Source organism: Caballeronia sp. ATUFL_F1_KS4A, assembly GCF_023630905.1.
GTDB lineage: Bacteria > Pseudomonadota > Gammaproteobacteria > Burkholderiales > Burkholderiaceae > Caballeronia > Caballeronia zhejiangensis.
This window is the reverse complement of sequence record NZ_JALQEB010000039.1, coordinates 359999-379104: the sequence shown is the minus strand read 5'-3', so window position 1 is coordinate 379104 and position 19106 is coordinate 359999. Positions and strand designations below refer to the sequence as shown.

The window sequence follows — 19106 nt, the reverse complement described above, 5'->3', positions numbered from 1 at the left end:
ATCGACGCGCGCGCTACGCAAGCCTTATCCGTTTAGCGCCGCTTTTCATATGCTTCGTCGAATTCGTTCGTGGCGTCGTTCGCGTCGCCCGTACAAGATGGAGAGTTATCCCTTTCTGTGGAGCTTTCCATGAGCGGCGATGCCCCGCGCCAACTGCATCTGAACATCAACGCGCTTCATTCCGGATTCGTGCCGTCGGCATGGCGTCTGCCGGATTCGGATCCGAACGTATTCCTCGACGTGAGCCACTATGTGCGCCTGGCGCAGCTGGCGGAACGCGCGTGTCTCGATGCAATCTTTCTCGCCGATAGCGCCGCGATCTCCGATCAGCTCGACATGCGCCCCATCACGGCGCTCGAACCGACGATGCTCCTCACGAGCATTGCAGCCGCGACCACGCATCTTGGGCTGATCGCGACGGCATCGACGAGTTACAACGAGCCGTACAACATCGCACGCCGATTCGCGACGCTCGATCTGATCAGCGGCGGGCGCGCGGGCTGGAACATCGTGACGACCGCGGACCTGCCGTCTGCGCGCAACTTCGGTCACGACACGGTCCCCGACCATGCAACGCGCTATGCACGCGCGGACGAGTTCGCGGCGCTCGTCAAGACGCTGTGGAATAGCTGGGATGACGACGCATTCATCGCGGACAAATCGAGCGGGCGCTTCGTCGATCTCGACAAGGTGCATCCGGCCGATCATCGTGGGCGATTCTTCAGCGTGCGCGGCGCGCTGAATCTGCCGCGCTCGGCACAGGGTCATCCGGTTCTGGTGCAGGCGGGCGCATCGGGCGACGGACGCGAGCTGGCCGCGCGTCACGCGGAAGCGGTGTTTTCGGCCTCGCAATCGTTCGATGAATCGCGTGCATATCGCGAAGATCTCAACGCGCGCGCGGCGCGTTACGGACGCGGCGCGAACGCGGTGAAAGTGCTCGCGGGACTGACGACGATCATCGGTTCGACGGAAAGCGAGGCGCTGCGACGCCGTGACGAACTCGTCGATCTGATTCCGGTGCAGTACAGCCTGAACCGCATCGCTGGCACGCTCGGCGTGCCCGTCGATTCGCTTTCGCTCGACAGGCGTTTGCCCGACGACTTGCCGCTGCCCAATGGCGGCAACGGCAATCACACGTTCTTCAACGCGACGCTCGCGCAGGCGCGCACGCATGGCTACACGGTGCGCGAGCTCATCCGTGCGCTGGCGGGCGGCGGCGGACATCGCGTGATCGTCGGCACGCCCGAGCAAGTCGCGGATGACATCGAGCACTGGTTCAGGAACGGCGCCGCCGACGGCTTCAATCTGATGCCCGACGTGCTGCCCGATGGTCTCGAAGCCTTCACGGAAGGCGTCGTGCCGATACTTCAGCGGCGCGGCATTTTCCGTCGCGCGTATGAGGGCAAGACCTTGCGCAGCCATCTGGGGTTGTCGGTGCCCGAGGGCGCGGTGCTCGACATGCATTAGGCGGGTGGTGGGGGAGCGGTGCGCGTGGCGTAGCGATCGCCTCTCGGCATTGCACCCGACGTCACATGCTTTTCGCGCCGCCATGCTTTCCATATGCATAACCGTTCGTTCACGCGCGCGCGCAGCCGTTTTATCGTGATCGCCGCGGCGCGTCATATTCGGCCGTCGAACAACGAACAGAGAGGAATGGCATCACATGGCAGGCTTCAACCGACGCGATTTTCTGGTCTCATCAGGCGCGGCGCTCGCGTCCGCCGGCCTGTCTTCGCTCGCCTTCGCGCAGGAAGCGGCACCCAGGCGTGGCGGCACGCTCAACATGCTGATCAATCCCGAGCCGCCCGTGCTCGTATCGATCTTCCAGACGACGGGCCCCGCGCTCGTCGCGAGTTCGAAGGTGCTCGAAGGTCTGCTCGCCTATGACTTCGATCTGAAGCCGAAGGCGCAGCTCGCGACCGCGTGGAACGTGAGCCCGGACGGTCTCAAGTACACGTTCACGCTGCGCCAGAACGTGAAGTGGCACGACGGCGAGCCGTTCACATCGGCGGATGTGGCGTTTTCCATCGACTTGTTGAAGTCGATCCATCCGCGCGGGCGCAGCACCTTCGCCAACGTGACGCGCGTATCGACGCCCGATGCGCGCACCGCGATCATCGAATTGTCGAAGCCCGCGCCGTATCTGCTGAAGGCGCTGTCGGCGGGCGAATCGCCGATCGTGCCGAAGCATCTCTACGCGAACGGCGATCCGCTGACGAACCCGCATAACAATGCGCCCATCGGCACCGGGCCGTTCCGCTTCAAGTCGTGGACGCGGGGCGCGAGCATCGTCTACGAGCGCAATCCGGATTACTGGGACGCGGGCAAGCCGTATATCGATTCGCTCGTGTTCAAAGTGATTCCCGATGCCGCCGCGCGCTCCGCCGCGTTCGAAACCGGCGCGCTCGATCTCGGCGGCGAGAATCCGGTGCCGCTTTCGGATCTGCCGCGTCTCACGCAATTGCCGCAGCTCGCCGTGGAAACGCGCGGTTATCGCTTTCTGGAACCGCTCTCGGAGATCGATTTCAATCTCGCGCATCCGATCCTGAAGGACGTGCGCGTGCGTCAGGCGATCGCCCATGCGATCAATCCGCAGATCGTGCAGAAGACGATCGCCTACGGTTACGCCGAGATTTCTCCGACGCCGATCACGCCCGCCTCGCCGTATCACGACGCGAAGCTCGCGCCTTACGCATTCGATATCGCGAACGCGGAAAAGCTGCTCGATGCCGCGGGTTATCCGCGCAAGAACGGCGGCCCGCGCTTCCAGTTGACGCACGATTTCCTGCCTTATGGCGACATGTACCGGCGTCAGGCCGATTACGTGAAGTCGGCGCTCGCGCGTGTGGGCATCGACGTGACCGTGCGTTCGCAGGATCTGCCTTCGTTCCTCAAGCGCGTGTATGCGGACCGTCAGTTCGACTTCACGAGCATCGGCGTGAATACGTTGTTCGATCCGAGCGTGGGCGTGCAGCGTCTCTACTGGTCGAAGAACATCCGGCCCGGCGTGCCGTTCTCGAACGCGCCGCACTACAGCAATGCGGAAGTCGATACGCTGCTCGAATCGGCATCGATCGAAACGGATGAGAAGAAGCGCGTGGCGCTCTATCAGCAGTTTCAGCAGATCGTGTATCGCGACCTGCCGATCCTGAATCTCGTCGCGCCGCGCATGGTCACGCTCGCGAACCGGCGCGTGCGCAATCACACGGTGTCGGCGCAGGGGCTGGAAGGCAATCTCGCCGATGTGTGGCTGAGCGCCTGAGGACGGACGCCGATGAACCGACGCACGCGCTTCGCCGCCATCGCGCGGCGCACCGCATGGCAGGCCCTGCCGACGATGCTCGCCATCGTGGTCCTGAACTTCTTCCTGCTGAAGCTGATGCCCGGCGACGCCGCCGATGTGCTCGCGGGCGAAGCGGGCTCCGCGACCGCCGAAACGCTGCAGGCATTGCGCGCGAAGTTCGGCCTCGATCAGCCGGTGCTGCATCAGCTCGGCGCGTATCTGTCGCATCTCGCGCACGGCAGTCTCGGCTATTCGCCGCGTTACGACGCGCCCGTCATGCAACTGATTCTGTCGCGGCTGCCGAACACCTTGCTGCTGATGGGCACGGCGCTCGCCCTTGCGATCGTCGCGGGCATCGTGCTCGGCGCGGTCATGGCGCATTGGGCGGGCAAGTGGCCGGATCGCGTGCTGTCCGTGCTCGCGCTCGTGCTGTATTCGACGCCCGGCTTCTGGATCGGCCTGCTCGCCATCGTGCTGTTCTCGGTGCATCTCGGCTGGCTGCCGAGCGGCGGCGATATCACCGTCGGCGCGTCCTTGCACGGCTTCGCGTATGCCGCCGATGTCGCGAAACATGTGCTGCTGCCGGCCGTGACGCTCGCGACTTTCTTCGTCGCCATCTACGCGCGTCTCACGCGCGCCGCGATGCTCGAAGTGAAGCGCCAGGACTTCGTGCGTACCGCGCACGCGAAGGGGCTGCATCCGCTGCGCGTCACCGTGCGTCATGTGCTGCGCAACGCGCTGATGCCGCTCACGACGATGGTCGGCATTCACTTCGGCACGCTGCTCGGCGGCGCGGCCGTCACGGAAACCGTGTTCAGTTGGCCGGGCCTCGGGCGTCTTGCGCTCGATGCTGTCATGGCGCGCGATTTCAGCGTGCTGCTCGGCGTGTTGCTGCTTTCGTCGCTGCTCGTGATCGTCGCCAACGTGACGGTCGATCTGCTGCAGGCGTGGCTCGATCCACGCATCGTCTGACTCATCGAACCTGAAAACGCATGGCTTCCGATTCCACCGAACTCGCTTCATCCGGCCACGGCTCGGCGTGGCGGCGCCAGCTCGCCGGTGCGCTATTCGGCGCGCGGCGCGCTCAACGTGCGCCTTACGCTCGCGCCTCGCGCGGCGTGTGGCGCGCGCTGCTGCGCAATCCGTCCGCGCTCGCGGGCATCGTGCTGTTGACTGCGTTCATCGCGCTTGCGCTGAGTGCGCCGTATCTTTTTCCCGGCGATCCGCTCGATATGGTCGCCGCGCCCTTCGAATGGCCGGGCAGCGACCCGCTGTATCGCCTCGGCACCGATTCGCTCGGCCGCGATGTCGCCGCCGGCATCGCGCACGGCACACGCGTGTCGCTGCTGATCGGCGCATCGGCGGCGGCGATCGGGCTCGTCATCGGCACGCTCGTCGGCGCGATCGGCGGCTTCTTCGGCGGCGTCATCGACGATCTTCTCGTGCGCGTCACCGAGCTGTTTCAAACCGTGCCGTCGTTTCTGCTCGTGATCGTGATCGTCGCGATAGGGCGGCCGAACGTGACGGTGATCGCGCTGGCCATCGGCATCGCTTCGTGGCCGACGGTCGCGCGTATCGTGCGCGCCGAGTTCCGCACGCTGCGTTCGTCGGACTTCGTGCTCGCCGCGCGCAGTCAGGGCTTTTCCGACGCGCGCATCATCTTCGGCGAGATCTTGCCGAGCGCGCTGCCGCCGGTGATCGTGACCGCATCGGTGATGGTCGCGAGCGCGATCCTGATCGAGTCTTCGCTGTCGTTTCTGGGCATGGGCGACCCGAACGTCGTCACATGGGGCGGCATGATCGGCGCGGGGCGCGATTCCTTGCGCACCGCGTGGTATCTGACCGCCGTGCCGGGCGCGGCGATCGTGCTCGCGGTGCTCGCGCTCAATCTGCTCGGCGACGGCCTCAACGACGCACTCAACCCGCGCATGCGCGAACGTTCCTGACCCGAGACCTGTCCGTGGCGAATCTTCTTGAAGTGCGCGATCTGCGCGTGAGTTTCGGCGCGCATCGCGCGGTGCGCGGCATCGATCTGGACATAGCCGAAGGCGAGACGCTCGCGCTCGTCGGCGAGTCCGGCTGCGGCAAATCGGCGACTGCGCTGTCGCTCATGCGGCTCGTGCCGGAGCCGGGCCGCGTGACGGGCAGCGTCCGCTTCGACGGACGCGACGTGCTCGCGCTGAGCCCGCGTGAAATGCGCGATGTGCGCGGCCGCGACATCTCGATGATTTTTCAGGAGCCGATGACATCGCTCAATCCGGTGCTCACGGTCGGCGCGCAGATCGTCGAGACCTTGCGACGGCACGAAGCGCTGTCGAAGCCAGCGGCGATGAAGCGCGCCGTCGAACTGCTCGATCTCGTGCATATTCCGGAGCCGCATCGACGCGTCTTCGACTATCCGCACGAGCTGTCGGGCGGGCAGCGCCAGCGCGTGATGATCGCGATGGCCGTCGCATGCCGTCCGCGTCTGCTGATCGCGGATGAACCGACCACCGCGCTCGACGTCACGATTCAGGCGCGCATTCTCGAACTGCTTGCCGAATTGCGGCGCGATCTGTCGATGTCGCTGCTGCTCATCACGCACGATCTCGGCGTCGTCGCCGAACATGCGGATCGCGTCGCCGTGATGCTCGCGGGCGAAAAGGTCGAGGAAGCGCCGGTGCGTCAACTCTTCGAGCGGCCGCGGCATGCATACACGAGCGGGCTGCTGGGCGCATCGCTGAACGTGGCAACGGAGTTGCATTACCGCGACTGGAAGCTGCCGGAGATTCGTCACGTGCAAGGCGCCGATGACAAGCCCGCGTTCAACGTGACGCCGCTTGCGCCCGTCAGCGCGCCGGAAACGCGATTCGACAACGACGCGCCGCTGCTCTCGGTGCAACATCTGACGGTCGATTATGTGCATCGGCATGGCAGGGGCGCGTTGCGCGCCGTCGACGACGTGTCGTTCGATATCGCGTGCGGCGAAACCGTGGGTCTCGTCGGCGAATCCGGCTGCGGCAAGTCGACCCTTTCGAAAGCGATCCTGCGTCTCGTGCCGGCGTCGGGTGGCGCGATCCGCCTGCGCGGCGTCGATCTCGCGCCCCTGAGCGAACGCGCGTTGCGCCCGCTGCGGGCGCAGGTGCAGATGGTGTTTCAGGACCCGTATGCGTCGCTGAATCCGCGCCGCAGCGTCGGCGACATCCTCGATACGGTGATGATCGTGAACGGCATCGCCGATGCGCGCGAACGCCGCCGACGCGCAAGCGCGATGCTCGATCGCGTCGGTTTGCCGAGCGCCGCGCTTGATCGCTATCCGCACGAGTTTTCGGGCGGTCAGCGGCAGCGCATCGGCATTGCGCGCGCGCTCGTGCTCGAGCCCGCGCTGCTGATCTGCGACGAACCCGTCTCCGCGCTCGATGTGTCCATTCAGGCGCAGATACTCAATCTGCTCGTCGAGCTGAAACACGACCTCGGGCTCGCTTATCTCTTCATCTCGCACGATCTCTCGGTGGTGCGCTATATCGCCGACCGCGTCCATGTGATGCATGGCGGGCGCATCGTCGAAAGCGGCGATCATCGCGAGATATGGCGCGCGCCGAAGCATGCGTACACGCGCACGCTGCTCGAAGCGATTCCCGGCAAACGATTCGACGCGCAGGCCGCGTAGAGCACGCATCAATACCATAGGAACGTCACGTCATATGTCGAATAAAAATCAGAAACTCGAAGCCGCGCTCGCCGCGCTGCCTGAACTGGCACAGTCCATCGGCGAAGATGCGGCCGCGCGCGAGGCGCGCCGCGAACTGCCGTTCGATGCCTTTGCGCTGTTTCGTCGATCGGGCCTCGGGACGTTGCGCTTTCCGCTCGAATGGGGCGGACTCGGCGGCTCGCTCGAAGACGTCTTCGACGTGATCGCAACGCTTGCCGCGCACGAAAGCAACGTCGCGCACGCGTTGCGCATTCACTTCGACCAGACCGAAGCGCTGCTGCTTGCGCCGCGCACGCCGTTCAATGCATTGCAGATCAAGCGCGTGGCGGAAGGCGCGATCTTCGGCGGCGCATCGACCGAAGCGGGCACGTCGCGCCCCGGCGAAATCACGACGCAACTTCGGCGCGAAGGCGATCACTTTCGTCTGAGCGGCCGCAAGTATTACGCGACGGGCACCGCGTTCTCCGACTACGCGCGCCTGAACGTGCAGGACGAACACGGCGAGGCCGCCATAGCCGTCGTGCCGGTTCAACGCGAGGGGCTGCGCGTGCTCGACGACTGGGACGGCATGGGGCAGCGCATGACCGCGAGCGGCAGTCTCGAGTTCGACGATCTGATCGTGTACGCGGACGAAGTCACGCCGCGCGTGCAGACGACGCTCACGGGCCGTCACGGTGGCGCGCTGCGTCAGTTGCATCTGGTGGCGGTGGCGGCGGGCATCGTACGCAACGTCGTCGCGGATGCGGAGCGCTATGTGCTGAAACACGGACGCCCCGTGCTGCATAGCGCGGCGCCGTCGGCCCGCGAGGATGCGTTCATTCAGCAGGTCGTGGGCGAATTGAGCGCGAACAGTCACGCGATCGATGCGCTCGTGCGCGACAACGCGCGCGTGCTCGAACGATCGTCGCAAGCGATCCGCAACGGCGATGCCGACGCCGACGCGCTCGTGCTGGAAGGCGCGCTCGCGACGGCGCGCACGCAGATCGTCGTCAGCAAGCTCGCGTTGAGCGCGGCGGAGCGCATGTTCGAAGCGGGCGGCGCATCGGCGACGGCGCGCGCGCATAACTTCGATCGCCACTGGCGCAATCTGCGCACGATCTTCAGCCACAATCCGCTGATGCATAAGGCGCGCGTGATCGGCGATTACGCGCTCAACGGCGTGACGACGCATCTGACCGAAGGGCGCGTGTTCTGACGTCTTGCGCGGATCGCTACGCGATGCCGCGGCTTTCAGGCGCGGCGCCCGAGGCATCGATGGCCGTCAGGCAAGACCGGGCGGCGCGGCCCTCAGCACGTCGACATGTTTCGGCACCAGCCCGAGCTCGACGAAGGTGTCGGCGATCTGCTGCTGCTCCGCGATGATCGCCCGCGTGATGGCTTCCGTACCGAAGACCTGCCGGCTCACCGCGAGATCGACGACAGGTTTGGGCAGGCCCCAAAGCCGCGCGAGTTCGCTCGCGAGTTCGTCCGGATGCTGCTTGCCCCATTGATCGACGGCCTTGATCTCCTCGATGACGATGCGGATCACGTCGGCATTCTTCGCCACATAGTCTTGCGACGAAAAATAGTAGGCGCGGTTGCCCACGACGCCGCTCGCGTCCGCCACGACGCGCGCATTCAGCGACTGCTGCGCGGCGGCGAAGTACGGGTCCCAGATGACCCACGCATCGATCGAGCCGCGCTCGAAGGCGGCGCGCGCGTCGGCGGGCGCGAGATAGGCGAGTTCGACGTCGCGATACTGAAGGCCATGTTGGCGCAGCAGCTTCACGAGGAAGTAATGGACATTGCTGCCCTTGTTCAACGCGATGCGCTTGCCTTTCAAATCCGCCACCGTTTTGACGGACGATTGCGCCGGCACCAGCACGGCTTCGGAATGCGGCCGCGTCGGCGTGGCGGCGACGTAGGCGAGCGGCGCGCCGGCCGCCTGCGCGAAGATCGGCGGCGCTTCGCCCACGTCGCCGAAATCGATCGAGCCGACATTGAGCGCTTCGAGCTGCACCGGACCCGCGGAGAACTCCGTCCAGCTCACGGATACGTTGAGCGGAGCCAGACGCTTCTCCAGCGTTGCACGTCCCTTGAGCAGGTTCAGATAGCCTTTCTGATTGCCGATGCGCAGCACGCGCGGCTGCGCTTGCGCCGCTTGCTGGGCGAACGATGCCGGCGTGACCGCGAGCGCGGCGGCGCCCGTCGCGGCCCGCGCGGTCAGGGAGAGAAAAGCGCGGCGATCGGTGGTTTTTGTTTTCGACATGGCGGAAGCTCTGGTTGGCGAAAGCTTCCGATGCTAAGACGAGCGCCCATTCGGACCAACGTAGCGATGCACATATCGCTATGGCAACGGAAGTCATAAGCATGTGCACGCGACGGCAATGCGGGCGTCGCGCCAAATCTCCACGCCTGCTTTCTTCGTGACAAAAACTTCGTTCCGTCGGAGCGGCGGCACCGATAGAGTGCCAGCCTCGCCATCGTGCCGCCGCCCGGCGACGCACACCGGCGCAACGAACAAGGAACTCACCAATGAAAATCAGGACCTGGGGCGCGGTGCTCGCTGCACTGCTGGCAGTGGCTTCGAATGCCGCGCATGCGGACAGGCTCGACGACATCAGGAAAGCCGGCGTGCTGCGCGTCGCGGCGTTCGACAGCAATCCGCCGTTCGGCTTCGTCGATCCGAAGGACAATCAGATCGTCGGTCTCGATGTCGACTATGCGCGCGCGGTGGCGAAGAGCCTGGGCGTCAAGCTGGAAGTGCAGCCGACCAATCCGGCCAACCGCATCGCGTTTCTGAAGTCGGGCAAGGTCGATCTCGTCTTCGCCAACTTCACGATCACCGACGAGCGCAAAAAGGAAGTCGATTTCAGCACGCCGTACTTCGCATCGGGCACGCAGTTCATCGCGAAGAAGGGCGTGCTGAAATCGCCCGATCAGATCAACAGCCTGCGCATCGGCGCGGACAAGGGAACGACGAACGAACAGCAGGTGCGGGCGAAATTCCCGAACGCGACCATCGTCGCCTATGACGACACGCCGTTCGCTTTCGCCGCGCTGCGCACGGGCAACGTGCAGGCGATCACGCAGGACGGACCGAAGCTCGTTGCGTTGCTCGCGCGCGTGCCGGACAAGGCCAGCTACGAAATTCCGGCCTTCACGATCTCCAACGATTACGAAGGCGTCGGCGTGCCGAAGGGCGAGACGCGCCTGCTCGACGCCGTGAACGGCACGCTCACCAAACTCGAAACGGACGGCGAAGCGACGCGCATCTACGACAAGTGGTTCGGCCCGAAGAGCGCCGCGCCGCTGCCGCGCCTCTTCAAGATCGGCGATCCGCAGAAGAACGGTTGATCGCCGTCGATCATGCATAGCTGGCTCGATCCGAAATATTTCGCGTGGCTGGAGCAGGGCTTCGTCGTCACGCTGATGTTGTCCGCCTGCGCGGCGATCTGCGCGACGCTGCTCGGCTTCGCGCTGGCCGTCGCGCGCACGTCGGGCAATGCGGCGCTCGCACGCGTCGCGGCATCGTATGTCTTCGTCTTTCGCAATTCGCCGCTGCTCGTCCAGTTGCTGTTCTGGTATTTCGGGGCGGCCGCGTTGCTGCCGTCCGAATGGATGACGTGGCTCAACACGCCGCATGCCGCGACGTTCGGGCCGTTCGTTTTGCGTTGGCCGAGTTTCGAGCTGTTCGCGGGCTGGATCGGATTGACCTGCTACACGACGGCGTTCATCGGCGAGGAGTTTCGTGCGGGTATGCGTGGCGTGAGTGCGGCGCAAGAGCAGGCGGCGGCCGCGCTCGGCATGAGCCGCTATGCCGCGCTGCGCTACGTGATCCTGCCGCAGGCGCTGCGCATCGCGACGCCGCCGCTCGCCGGGCAATACATGAACGTGGTGAAGAACTCGTCGCTGACGATGGCGGTAGGCGTCGCGGAGCTTTCGTACATGTCGCGTCAGGTCGATACCGAGTCCTTCAGGACATTTCAGGCATTCGGCACGGCCACGGTGTTCTATGTGCTGACCATCGCGGTCATCGAAGCGGCGCTGGTCGTGTGGCAGCGCACCGGCGTGCGCGCGTTGCGGCGAGTCCACGCATGAACGAGGTCGACTGGTTCGCGTCGCTGCGCTATCTCCTGCTGGGCGCGTTTCCTTCCGGACCGCTCGGCGGCGTTGCGCTGACGCTCGCGCTTTCCATTTCCTCCGCGATTCTTGCGGCGATCATCGGGCTCGCGGGCGGCATCGCGCTTTCGATGACACGCGGCGTCGCGCAGATCCTGCTGACCGCGCTCGTTGCGTTCTTTCGCGCGATTCCCGTGCTGATGCTGATTTTCTGGACCTTCTTTCTGATGCCGATTCTGCTGCACGTCAATGTGCCGGGCCTCGCGACCGTCGTATGCGCGCTCGCGCTGATCGGCGGCGCCTATCTGTCGCATTCGGTTCATGCGGGCATCGTGTCGATCGGCAACGGGCAGTGGCAGGCGGCGATGTCGCTCGGCCTCACGCGCTGGCAGGCGCTGCGCGAAGTCGTGTTGCCGCAGGCCGTGCGCGTGATGATGCCGTCGTTCGTCAATCAATGGGTCTCGCTCATCAAGGATACGTCGCTTGCCTATATCGTCGGCGTGCCGGAATTCACGTTCCTCGCCAATCAGCTCAACAACCGGTTGATGGTCTATCCGGCGCAGATCTTCCTGTTCGTCGGCTTCGTCTATCTGATGCTGTGCGGTGCGCTGCAAGCGCTCGCGCACGCACTGCTCTCGCGCCGCTCCGCAGAGCGCAGCCGGGTCCGCACGATGCCTGCAATGCAACGCAGAAAAGCTCGTTTGTGAAACGCGTCGCGCGGGCCTAGATTGATGTCATCGTCATTCGAAGGTAGCGAGTCATGGCGCATATCCTGACGTCTTGCTGGCACATGCTGTCCAACCGTTTCGAACGGTCGCGCGAGCGCCGCTTTCTGCGTGAAGCCAGACGCGCGATGAATGCGTGCGGGTGCGAAGCGCCGCGCACTTCTACGCGCGGCGACGGAGAGGCGAGCAGCGCGGAGCGGCTCGAACACATCGCGTTATTCGCGCAGGCGGGCTACTTCAACATGGGCAATGCGGTCGACATGTTTCAGCCGCCGGTCGAACCGCCGCTGTTTCGCTGCGATGCAGGCGGCGCGTCGACCGCTCGCTCCCATCGATGAGTGCGCGCGACGAATTTACCGCTCGCGCATCGCGCGCCCACGCGAGCTGACCCATTACATAGAAAGGACTGCACTGTGGCTGTATTCGACATCGACGACATCGTCCAATCGCTTCAGACAGTCCGCCAGCAGTGGCGCGAAGCCCAGAAGCGCTCGCTCGAACCGGGCGGGCGCGAGCTTCCCGCACGCGAGGCGCTTGGCGACATCATCGGCGCACTGAAAGGCGCGCTCTTTCCGATGCGGCTCGGACCGCCCGACCTGCGACAGGAAAGCGAAAACTTCTACGTCGGCCACGCGCTCGACTTCGCGCTGCAAGGGCTGCTCGTGCAGGCGAAGCTCGAACTGCAATACAAGGCGCGTCATCTGCCGCGCGACGATCACGCCGTCGAAACGCGCGCGAGCGATGCGATACGCGCGTTCGCGAAAACCCTGCCGCGCATTCGCAGTCTGCTCGACAGCGACATCCTCGCGGCCTATCAGGGCGACCCGGCGGCGGGCAGCGTCGATGAAGTGCTGCTCTGCTATCCCGGCATTCTCGTGATGATTCACCATCGCGTCGCGCACGAGCTCTACCGGCTCGGGTTGCCGCTGCTCGCGCGCATCGTCGCCGAACTCGCGCATGGGGAAACGGGCATCGACATTCATCCGGGCGCGCGCATCGGCTCGGGCTTTTTCATCGATCACGGCACGGGCGTGGTGATCGGCGAGACGGCGGTCATCGGCAATCGCGTGCGCGTCTATCAGGCGGTGACGCTCGGAGCGAAACGCTTTCCGCGCGACGCGGAAGGTCATCTGGAGAAGGGCCTCGCGCGTCATCCGATCGTCGAGGACGATGTGGTCATCTATGCGGGCGCGACGATCCTCGGACGCGTGACGCTCGGACGCGGCGCGGTGATCGGCGGCAACGTATGGCTCACGCACGACGTCGCGCCCGGTGCTTCGGTGACGCAGGCGCTTTCGCAAAGCGGTGAGGAAGGCGCGCGTGCGTCTGCAGTGGAGGTTGCGCGGTAAGCACTGTGATTCGCGAAGCGCAAGCCTGAATGCAGAAGTTCAAGCGCGCAACGCATGGAAAAGTCAACCATGCGCCGCGACGCTCACGCCTGACCGAGCACCCCGAGCCAAGCCTGACCGATGACTTCATGCGCCGCATCCGCGTTCGGCGGATGAAACGCGCCCGCGCGCACATCGCGATACAGCCGTTCCAGCTCGCTATGACGCGACAGCGAAGCCGCGCCTGCGATCTTCAGCGCGAGGTTCACCACGCGCAACGCGCCATCGACGGCATGCTGTTTCGCCGCAAGCAAGTGCGCGATCCACGGTTCGCTTTCGCCGTAACCCGTCCACCAGCGCTCGGCCGCGCGCTCGACGAGCGCCTCGATGCTCGCAAGCTCGATGGCCGCCTGCGCGACCGCCTGCTGCGTCAGCGGCTTGTACGCATAAGTCTTGCCGCCGATGGCCGGCGATGCACGCCGCTTCGCCGATTCCACCGCGATGTCGAACGCGCGCTTCGCGATGCCGTAATAGACCGCGCCGAGACCGGGCAGCACCGCGCCGAGAATGCCATCGACGAAAGGATCGTCGGGAATGCCCGCGGGCAGCACGCGGATCACCTTGTCGCGCGGCGCGATGGCGCCTTCGAGCCAGGTATCGTCGCTGCGCGTCGCGCGCAGGCCGAGCGCATCCCAGGTCTGCACCGTGCGATGTCCCGCCGCGTCACGCCGGATGAATGCATGCACGATCTTCGGCGCCTGCGGATCGGAGTCGTCGATGCCATGCACGCCGAGCCAGTCCCATGCGGGCGCGAGCGAGGTGAAGATCTTGCGGCCGTCGAAGCGATAGCCGCCGTCCGGCAACGGCGTCGCCTTCACCGACGACCACGCGAGACCGAGATCGTTGCCCGGCTCGCCATGGCCTGCCGCGAACATTTTGCCCGCGCCCGCTTCCTCGAGGATCCATTGCGCGGACTTGTCGCCGCGCCGATACAGATGCAGCGCCGCGCCGACCCAGTACAGATGCATGTTCAGCGCAAGCGCCGTCGATGGCGCGCGGGCCGCGAGCCGCACCTGCTCGCGCAGCAGTTGCGGCAGCGTGAGGCCGAGTCCGCCGAATTCGATCGGCACCGTGGCGCGCAGGAAACCGGCTTCGTGAAGATCGCGCAGGTCGTCGGAAAAGAAGCGATTCTCGCGGTCATAACCGGCGGCGCGCTGGCCGATCGCATCGAGCAGCGCGTCGGACAGCAGATGCGAGGCATCGCCCGGCGCGGGCGACGCGATGACGGGTTCGAGTACGGCGCTCATCGAAACTCTCCTGTGTGCGGATGCGGGATCGGCATTACGCGAGCGCCGAGAAATACTTCTCGTCGGGCACGACGCCGGCCGCGATGAAGATGCGGTTCGTATGGTTGAACCACGACGCGGTTTCGATCGCTTCGAGGATATCGGCGTCGTCGAGGCCGAGCGCGCGCAGGCGGTCGAAGTCCTTACGGGTAATCGCGCGCGGCGATGTCGTGATGGTCTCGGCGATTTCGGCGAGCGCCAGTTGCCGCGCGGACAGATCCGCGAGGTGATAGTCGAGCGCAATGCGCCGGGCCTGCACGCGGTCGCCGAGCGCCTCGCCGAGCGCATGCGCGTGATGGATTGCGCACAGCCCGCAGCCGTTCGTGCGCGACACGATCACCGCGATCAGCTCGCGCTCGTCGAGCGGCAGTCGTCCGCCCGTCGCGCTGAAAAGTTTCTCGAAGTACTGCGTGAAGCGGCGCGCGGTATCGGCATTCAGGGACAGCGCCCGAATCCAGTTGTCGCCGCCGTGCTGCTCGACCAGTTGCCGGAGATCGTCGCTCAGCGCATCGTGCGTCGGAACATCGAGCCGTCCGATGACGTGCGTCTCAGTGCTCAGAACTTCTGCCATGTCACATGCCTCGCCTGGAAGGAGTGAAGAGAAGCTGTGGCTCATTATGCGCAGCGATCTTTCGTGCGATCCAATATCGATTTGCGATTTGCAATTCGGCGAGCGCGATGTGTCCAAACACCGATTAGCTTATGAAAAATCAGTCACACCGCGCGTCGGCGAGTGCGTTAATTTGGATGCCCGAACATAGCGCCAGGAGACTCCATACGATGTCCACTCTTGCACCTTCAGATCCGTTCGCCGATCAGCTGAATTCGGATGCCGATGCAATACGCGAACCGGTTTCCCGTTTCGGCTTGCCCGACGAGGCCCGCTTGCCGCCGCACGTCGCGGCGATCCACGCGAAGTTTCGCCGTCAGTATGGCTTCGTGCCCAACTGGCTTGCGGCGCTTTCCGTCAACCCCGATACCGCGTACCGGCTCGTCACGTTCTACGAGCATCTATTCGATCCGCACCGCAGCCATCTCACGGCAGCCGAGCGCGAGTTGATCGCGGTGGTCACGTCGGCCGTGAACGAATGCAGCTATTGCGTTTTCAATCACACGCAGGCGCTGGCGGCCGTCTCGGGCGATACCGTGCGTGCGCAGCGCATCGCGCAGGGCTTTCGCCATGTGCGGCTGTCCGTGAAGGAGGCGGCGCTCGCGGAGATCGCGGAGCGCCTCACGCGCGAGCCGGGCAGCATTCGCGATGAGCATCTGCAATGGCTGCGCTCGATAGGCTTCACGCAGCAGGCGGTGACCGAAGTGCTGGAGATATCGGCGTTCTTCAACTATGCGAACCGGCTGACCATCGCGTTGAATGTGGTGCCGGACGAACAGTTCTTTGCGGGCCGCGATCCGGCGACACTATGAAGCCGGAGCCTGTTTCCTTCCGAAAACAGGCCCCGCGTCCCGATGATCGGCGATGCTTCGCCGTCGCGTTCAATGCTGCGGCGCGTCTTCCCACGCCGGCAACGTCGCCCCGTGATACACGGAAAGAATCGACGACGCGACATTCGCCTGCTGATAGCTCTCGACCAGTGCCTTGACCCACGGCGCCTGCGCATCTTTCGCGTTCACCGCGATGAAGTTGCGATACGGATTGTTCGTCACCTTTTCCTGCGCGATGCGCTCCTGCGGAATCTGGATGCCCGCCTTGATCGCCCAATCGGTATTGACGACGGCGGCGTCGACATCGCCGATCGCGCGGCCGACGATACCCGCGTCCAGTTCCTTGATCTGCACATGCTTCGGGTTGCTCGCAATGTCACGAGCGGTCGGCAGCAGGCCGACGTTCTCGCGCAGCTTGATGACGCCGTTCGCCTGCAGGAGCAGCAGGGCGCGGCCTTCGTTGCTCGGGTCGTTCGGCACGCCGATCGACGCGTTCTGCGGCAGCGCGTCCACCGACTTCACCTTGCGCGAGTAGAGGCCGATCGGCTGCACATAGGTGAAGCCGACCGGCACGATGTCGTAATGGCGCGCCTGGATCTGCGCATCGAGATAAGGCTTGTGCTGGAACGAGTTGGCGTCGAGATCGTGCTGCGCGAGCGCCTCGTTGGGCTGCGTATAGTCGGAGAAGGTCGTGACCTTGACCGTGATGCCGCGCTTCGCGGCGTTGGCCGCGACGGTGCGCCAGACATCCTCGTCCTCGCCGGACATGATGCCGACCCGCACGGTCTGGTTCGCCGCGAACGACGGCTGCGCGCTCACGACGGCGCACGCGAGCAGGACCGGGAACAGGACAGTCTTGAATGAATGCTTGATCTTCACGAATGGACAGGCAGGCTGGTTGAAAGAAGCCGATGCTAGAGGCGCGGCGCGTGCGCGGCAAATAATATCGGGCGCTATGGATATGTCCCGTCGCATGATTTGCAAATGGTCAGCGCGATCGAGCGTGTTTGCGCGAGTTGGAGTAAGTTGACGCGGTTCGCCACTCCTTCATTCATCGACGCGATGCCACAGTCCCGACAACTCCATCTCGGCGCATTCATGCGTCCGGTGAGCCTGCACACCGGCGCGTGGCGTTATCCCGGCGCGTATCCCGATGCGAACTTCAACTTTCGACATCTGAAGCGGTTCGTTCAGACGCTGGAGAAAGCATGCTTCGATGCGTTCTTCATGGCCGATCATCTTGCCGTGCTGAACATGCCGGTCAACGCGCTCAAGCGCAGCCACACGGCGACATCGTTCGAGCCGTTCACGCTGCTGTCCGCACTCGCTTCGGTGACTGAGCACATCGGCCTGATCGCTACTGCATCGACGACGTTCGACGAGCCGTATCACATCGCGCGGCGGTTCGCATCGCTCGATCATCTGAGCGAAGGGCGCGCGGGCTGGAATCTCGTCACCACGTCGAACCCGGATGCCGCGCTGAATTTCGGCCGCGACGAACACATGGAGCACGACGAGCGCTATCGGCGCGCGCACGAGTTCTATGATGTCGTTACCGGTCTCTGGGATAGCTGGGCCGACGACGCCTTCGTGCAGGACACGCAAAGCGGCCTCTTCTTCGATCCCGCGAAGCTGCACGTGCTCGATCACAAGGGCGAATATCTGTCGGTGCGCGGGCCGCTGAACATCGCGCGGCCGGTGCAGGGCTGGCCGGTCGTGGTGCAGGCGGGATCGTCCGAAGCGGGCAGGCAGCTCGCCGCCGAAACCGCCGATGCCGTCTTCACAGCGCAGCCGAATTTCGCCGCGGGCAAGCGCTTTTATGCCGATGTCAAAGGCCGGATGGAGCGCGCAGGCCGCGCGCGCGAGCATCTGAAGATACTGCCGGGCGCGTTCGTCGTAGTGGGCGACTCGCGTGACGAAGCGCAGGAAAAGCGCGCATTGCTCGACACTTTCGTGCATGACGACAGCGGTTTCGCGTCGCTGTCGATCGCGCTCGGCCACGATGTCTCGTCGTTCGATCCGGACGGCCCGTTGCCCGAGATTCCCGAAACCAACGCGAGCAGAAGTGCGCGCGAACGCGTCATCGACATGGCGCGCGCGGAGGGGCTCACCGTGCGGCAACTGGCGCAGCGTGTCGGCGGCTATTCCGGCTTGCAGATGGTCGGCACCGCGACGGATATCGCCGACGAAATGGAACAGTGGCTCGTCGAGGAAGGCAGCGACGGCTTCAACGTGATGTTCCCGTATCTGCCCGCGGGCCTGGATGATTTCGTCGCCAAGGTGGTGCCGGAGTTGCAGCGGCGCGGCATTTTCCGTCGCGCTTACGAGGGTTCGACACTGCGTGAGCATCTCGGCTTGCCGAGGCCGGCCAACCGTTTCTTCGCGCGCGGCTGATGCGCTCGGCATCGCGCGGAACGTGCGTCGGGATACCAAGCATCGTCCATCGTCGAAGCGCACGGATCGACCGTATGCTTTCGACGTCTTGCCTGCCTCAGCGCTGTGCGAGCGCGACTTCGCGAGTCACTGCATGCCACGCATCCGGCCGGTGCGAAGCGAACGCGAGTGCGAAGTTCGACGCCTGCTGTCCGACGGTAAACAACTGCTCGACGACCTTCGGATCGGAACAATGGTCGGCGCTTTCGAAGCGCGTTTCCAGCGTGTTGACGGCGGCGCCGAAGGGCGTCGGCCAGCCGCGCAGCGCATGCACGATCGAGCGCAGCGAGGTCAGCACCGTGCCCGCCGCCTGCCAGCCATAAGCGGTGACGATGCTGCCGACCGCGCGGCCGTCGAGATAAGGGCGCTCGTCGTTGCGCAGTTCTTCGAGTGTGTCGAGCGCGTTCTTCACGAGCCCGGAGATACCGCCGTGATAACCGGGCGTCGCGATGACGAGCGCATCGGCGTCGCGCACGGCTTCGATCAGTTCGCGCTGGGCGTCGGTGAGATCGCGCGTTTCGGGCGCGTAGTGGGGCAGGCTGTGCAGAAATGCGCCGCCGAACAGGCGCACGCGAGCGCCGGATTCTTCCGCGCCTTTGAGCGCGAAGCCCAGCGCGCGTTCGGTGGACGATGCAGGGCGCGTAGTGCCGCCGATGCCGACCACGAGCGGCCGGCGAATGGGTTCGATACGGGACAAGATAACAACTCCGGATAAGGCGGAACAGCGCGCAGCGACTATTCAGCGGGCGGCTAAGACTG

General features: G+C 64.9%; 18 protein-coding genes. 13 read left to right on the top strand and 5 right to left on the bottom strand.

Features of this window, described 5'->3' with window-relative positions:
- The first annotated feature begins 129 nt into the window (after positions 1 to 129).
- From NCS03_RS27170 to NCS03_RS27145, 6 genes are all read left to right on the top strand, one after another.
- Entirely contained in the window at positions 130 to 1467 is a 1338-nt protein-coding gene (locus tag NCS03_RS27170; RefSeq protein ID WP_008346778.1) for an LLM class flavin-dependent oxidoreductase, read from the top strand.
- A gap of 196 nt (positions 1468 to 1663) precedes the next feature.
- Positions 1664 to 3262 (top strand): ABC transporter substrate-binding protein, encoded by a 1599-nt coding sequence (locus NCS03_RS27165; protein ID WP_250479212.1) that lies wholly within the window; start codon positions 1664 to 1666, stop codon positions 3260 to 3262.
- Positions 3263 to 3274: 12 nt separating this feature from the next.
- Positions 3275 to 4255 (top strand): ABC transporter permease, encoded by a 981-nt coding sequence (locus NCS03_RS27160; protein WP_250437299.1) that lies wholly within the window; start codon positions 3275 to 3277, stop codon positions 4253 to 4255.
- Positions 4256 to 4275: 20 nt separating this feature from the next.
- Positions 4276 to 5229 (top strand): ABC transporter permease, encoded by a 954-nt coding sequence (locus NCS03_RS27155; protein ID WP_250530196.1) that lies wholly within the window; start codon positions 4276 to 4278, stop codon positions 5227 to 5229.
- 14 nt (positions 5230 to 5243) lie between these two features.
- On the top strand, positions 5244 to 6932 hold the full coding sequence (locus tag NCS03_RS27150) for an ABC transporter ATP-binding protein (RefSeq protein ID WP_250530195.1): 1689 nt from the start codon (positions 5244 to 5246) through the stop codon (positions 6930 to 6932).
- 34 nt (positions 6933 to 6966) lie between these two features.
- On the top strand, positions 6967 to 8169 hold the full coding sequence (locus NCS03_RS27145) for an acyl-CoA dehydrogenase family protein (protein WP_250437296.1): 1203 nt from the start codon (positions 6967 to 6969) through the stop codon (positions 8167 to 8169).
- Positions 8170 to 8235: 66 nt separating this feature from the next.
- On the opposite strand, the gene NCS03_RS27140 is transcribed toward NCS03_RS27145, so the two are convergent.
- The gene (locus NCS03_RS27140; RefSeq protein WP_034470195.1) at positions 8236 to 9222 is read right to left on the bottom strand and encodes a sulfonate ABC transporter substrate-binding protein; all 987 of its coding nucleotides are present in this window, start codon (positions 9220 to 9222) and stop codon (positions 8236 to 8238) included.
- Positions 9223 to 9488: 266 nt separating this feature from the next.
- Here NCS03_RS27140 and NCS03_RS27135 point away from each other — a divergent pair, with 266 nt between their 5' ends.
- The 5 genes from NCS03_RS27135 to epsC all read left to right on the top strand — a co-directional run bounded on the left by NCS03_RS27135 (position 9489) and on the right by epsC (position 13149).
- Positions 9489 to 10310: an ABC transporter substrate-binding protein gene (locus NCS03_RS27135; protein ID WP_250522298.1), complete on the top strand. Its 822-nt coding sequence runs from the start codon at positions 9489 to 9491 to the stop codon at positions 10308 to 10310.
- Positions 10311 to 10322: 12 nt separating this feature from the next.
- On the top strand, positions 10323 to 11054 hold the full coding sequence (locus tag NCS03_RS27130; RefSeq protein ID WP_250530194.1) for an amino acid ABC transporter permease: 732 nt from the start codon (positions 10323 to 10325) through the stop codon (positions 11052 to 11054).
- Positions 11051 to 11782, top strand: coding sequence for an amino acid ABC transporter permease (locus tag NCS03_RS27125; RefSeq protein WP_008346760.1), 732 nt, complete (start codon positions 11051 to 11053; stop codon positions 11780 to 11782). Before NCS03_RS27130 ends, NCS03_RS27125 begins: the two co-directional genes overlap by 4 nt.
- Before the next feature lie 53 nt (positions 11783 to 11835).
- Positions 11836 to 12138, top strand: a complete 303-nt coding sequence (locus NCS03_RS27120; protein ID WP_250530193.1) for a hypothetical protein — start codon at positions 11836 to 11838, stop codon at positions 12136 to 12138.
- Positions 12139 to 12213: 75 nt separating this feature from the next.
- Positions 12214 to 13149 carry a serine O-acetyltransferase EpsC gene (gene epsC / locus NCS03_RS27115; protein ID WP_008346756.1) on the top strand — a complete coding sequence of 312 codons (936 nt, stop codon included), beginning with the start codon at positions 12214 to 12216 and terminating at the stop codon, positions 13147 to 13149.
- An 83-nt stretch (positions 13150 to 13232) separates the two neighbouring features.
- On the opposite strand, the gene NCS03_RS27110 is transcribed toward epsC, so the two are convergent.
- Together NCS03_RS27110 and NCS03_RS27105 are read right to left on the bottom strand one after the other, a co-directional pair.
- Positions 13233 to 14435, bottom strand: coding sequence for an acyl-CoA dehydrogenase family protein (locus NCS03_RS27110; RefSeq protein ID WP_250530192.1), 1203 nt, complete (start codon positions 14433 to 14435; stop codon positions 13233 to 13235).
- A 34-nt stretch (positions 14436 to 14469) separates the two neighbouring features.
- Positions 14470 to 15045, bottom strand: a complete 576-nt coding sequence (locus tag NCS03_RS27105) for a peroxidase-related enzyme (RefSeq protein ID WP_250437294.1) — start codon at positions 15043 to 15045, stop codon at positions 14470 to 14472.
- Positions 15046 to 15254: 209 nt separating this feature from the next.
- On the opposite strand from NCS03_RS27105, the gene NCS03_RS27100 reads away from it, so the two are divergent.
- Positions 15255 to 15896, top strand: coding sequence for a peroxidase-related enzyme (locus tag NCS03_RS27100; RefSeq protein ID WP_175981605.1), 642 nt, complete (start codon positions 15255 to 15257; stop codon positions 15894 to 15896).
- Between the two features lie 69 nt (positions 15897 to 15965).
- Here NCS03_RS27100 and NCS03_RS27095 read toward each other — a convergent pair whose 3' ends face one another.
- Positions 15966 to 16793: a MetQ/NlpA family lipoprotein gene (locus NCS03_RS27095; RefSeq protein WP_008346747.1), complete on the bottom strand. Its 828-nt coding sequence runs from the start codon at positions 16791 to 16793 to the stop codon at positions 15966 to 15968.
- A gap of 183 nt (positions 16794 to 16976) precedes the next feature.
- Between NCS03_RS27095 and NCS03_RS27090 the strand changes: the two genes are divergently transcribed.
- Positions 16977 to 18308 carry an LLM class flavin-dependent oxidoreductase gene (locus NCS03_RS27090; RefSeq protein ID WP_250530191.1) on the top strand — a complete coding sequence of 444 codons (1332 nt, stop codon included), beginning with the start codon at positions 16977 to 16979 and terminating at the stop codon, positions 18306 to 18308.
- A gap of 97 nt (positions 18309 to 18405) precedes the next feature.
- On the opposite strand, the gene NCS03_RS27085 is transcribed toward NCS03_RS27090, so the two are convergent.
- A complete protein-coding gene (locus tag NCS03_RS27085; protein ID WP_033535800.1) occupies positions 18406 to 19044 on the bottom strand; it encodes an NADPH-dependent FMN reductase in 639 nt (212 codons plus the stop codon).
- Positions 19045 to 19106 lie beyond the last annotated feature (62 nt).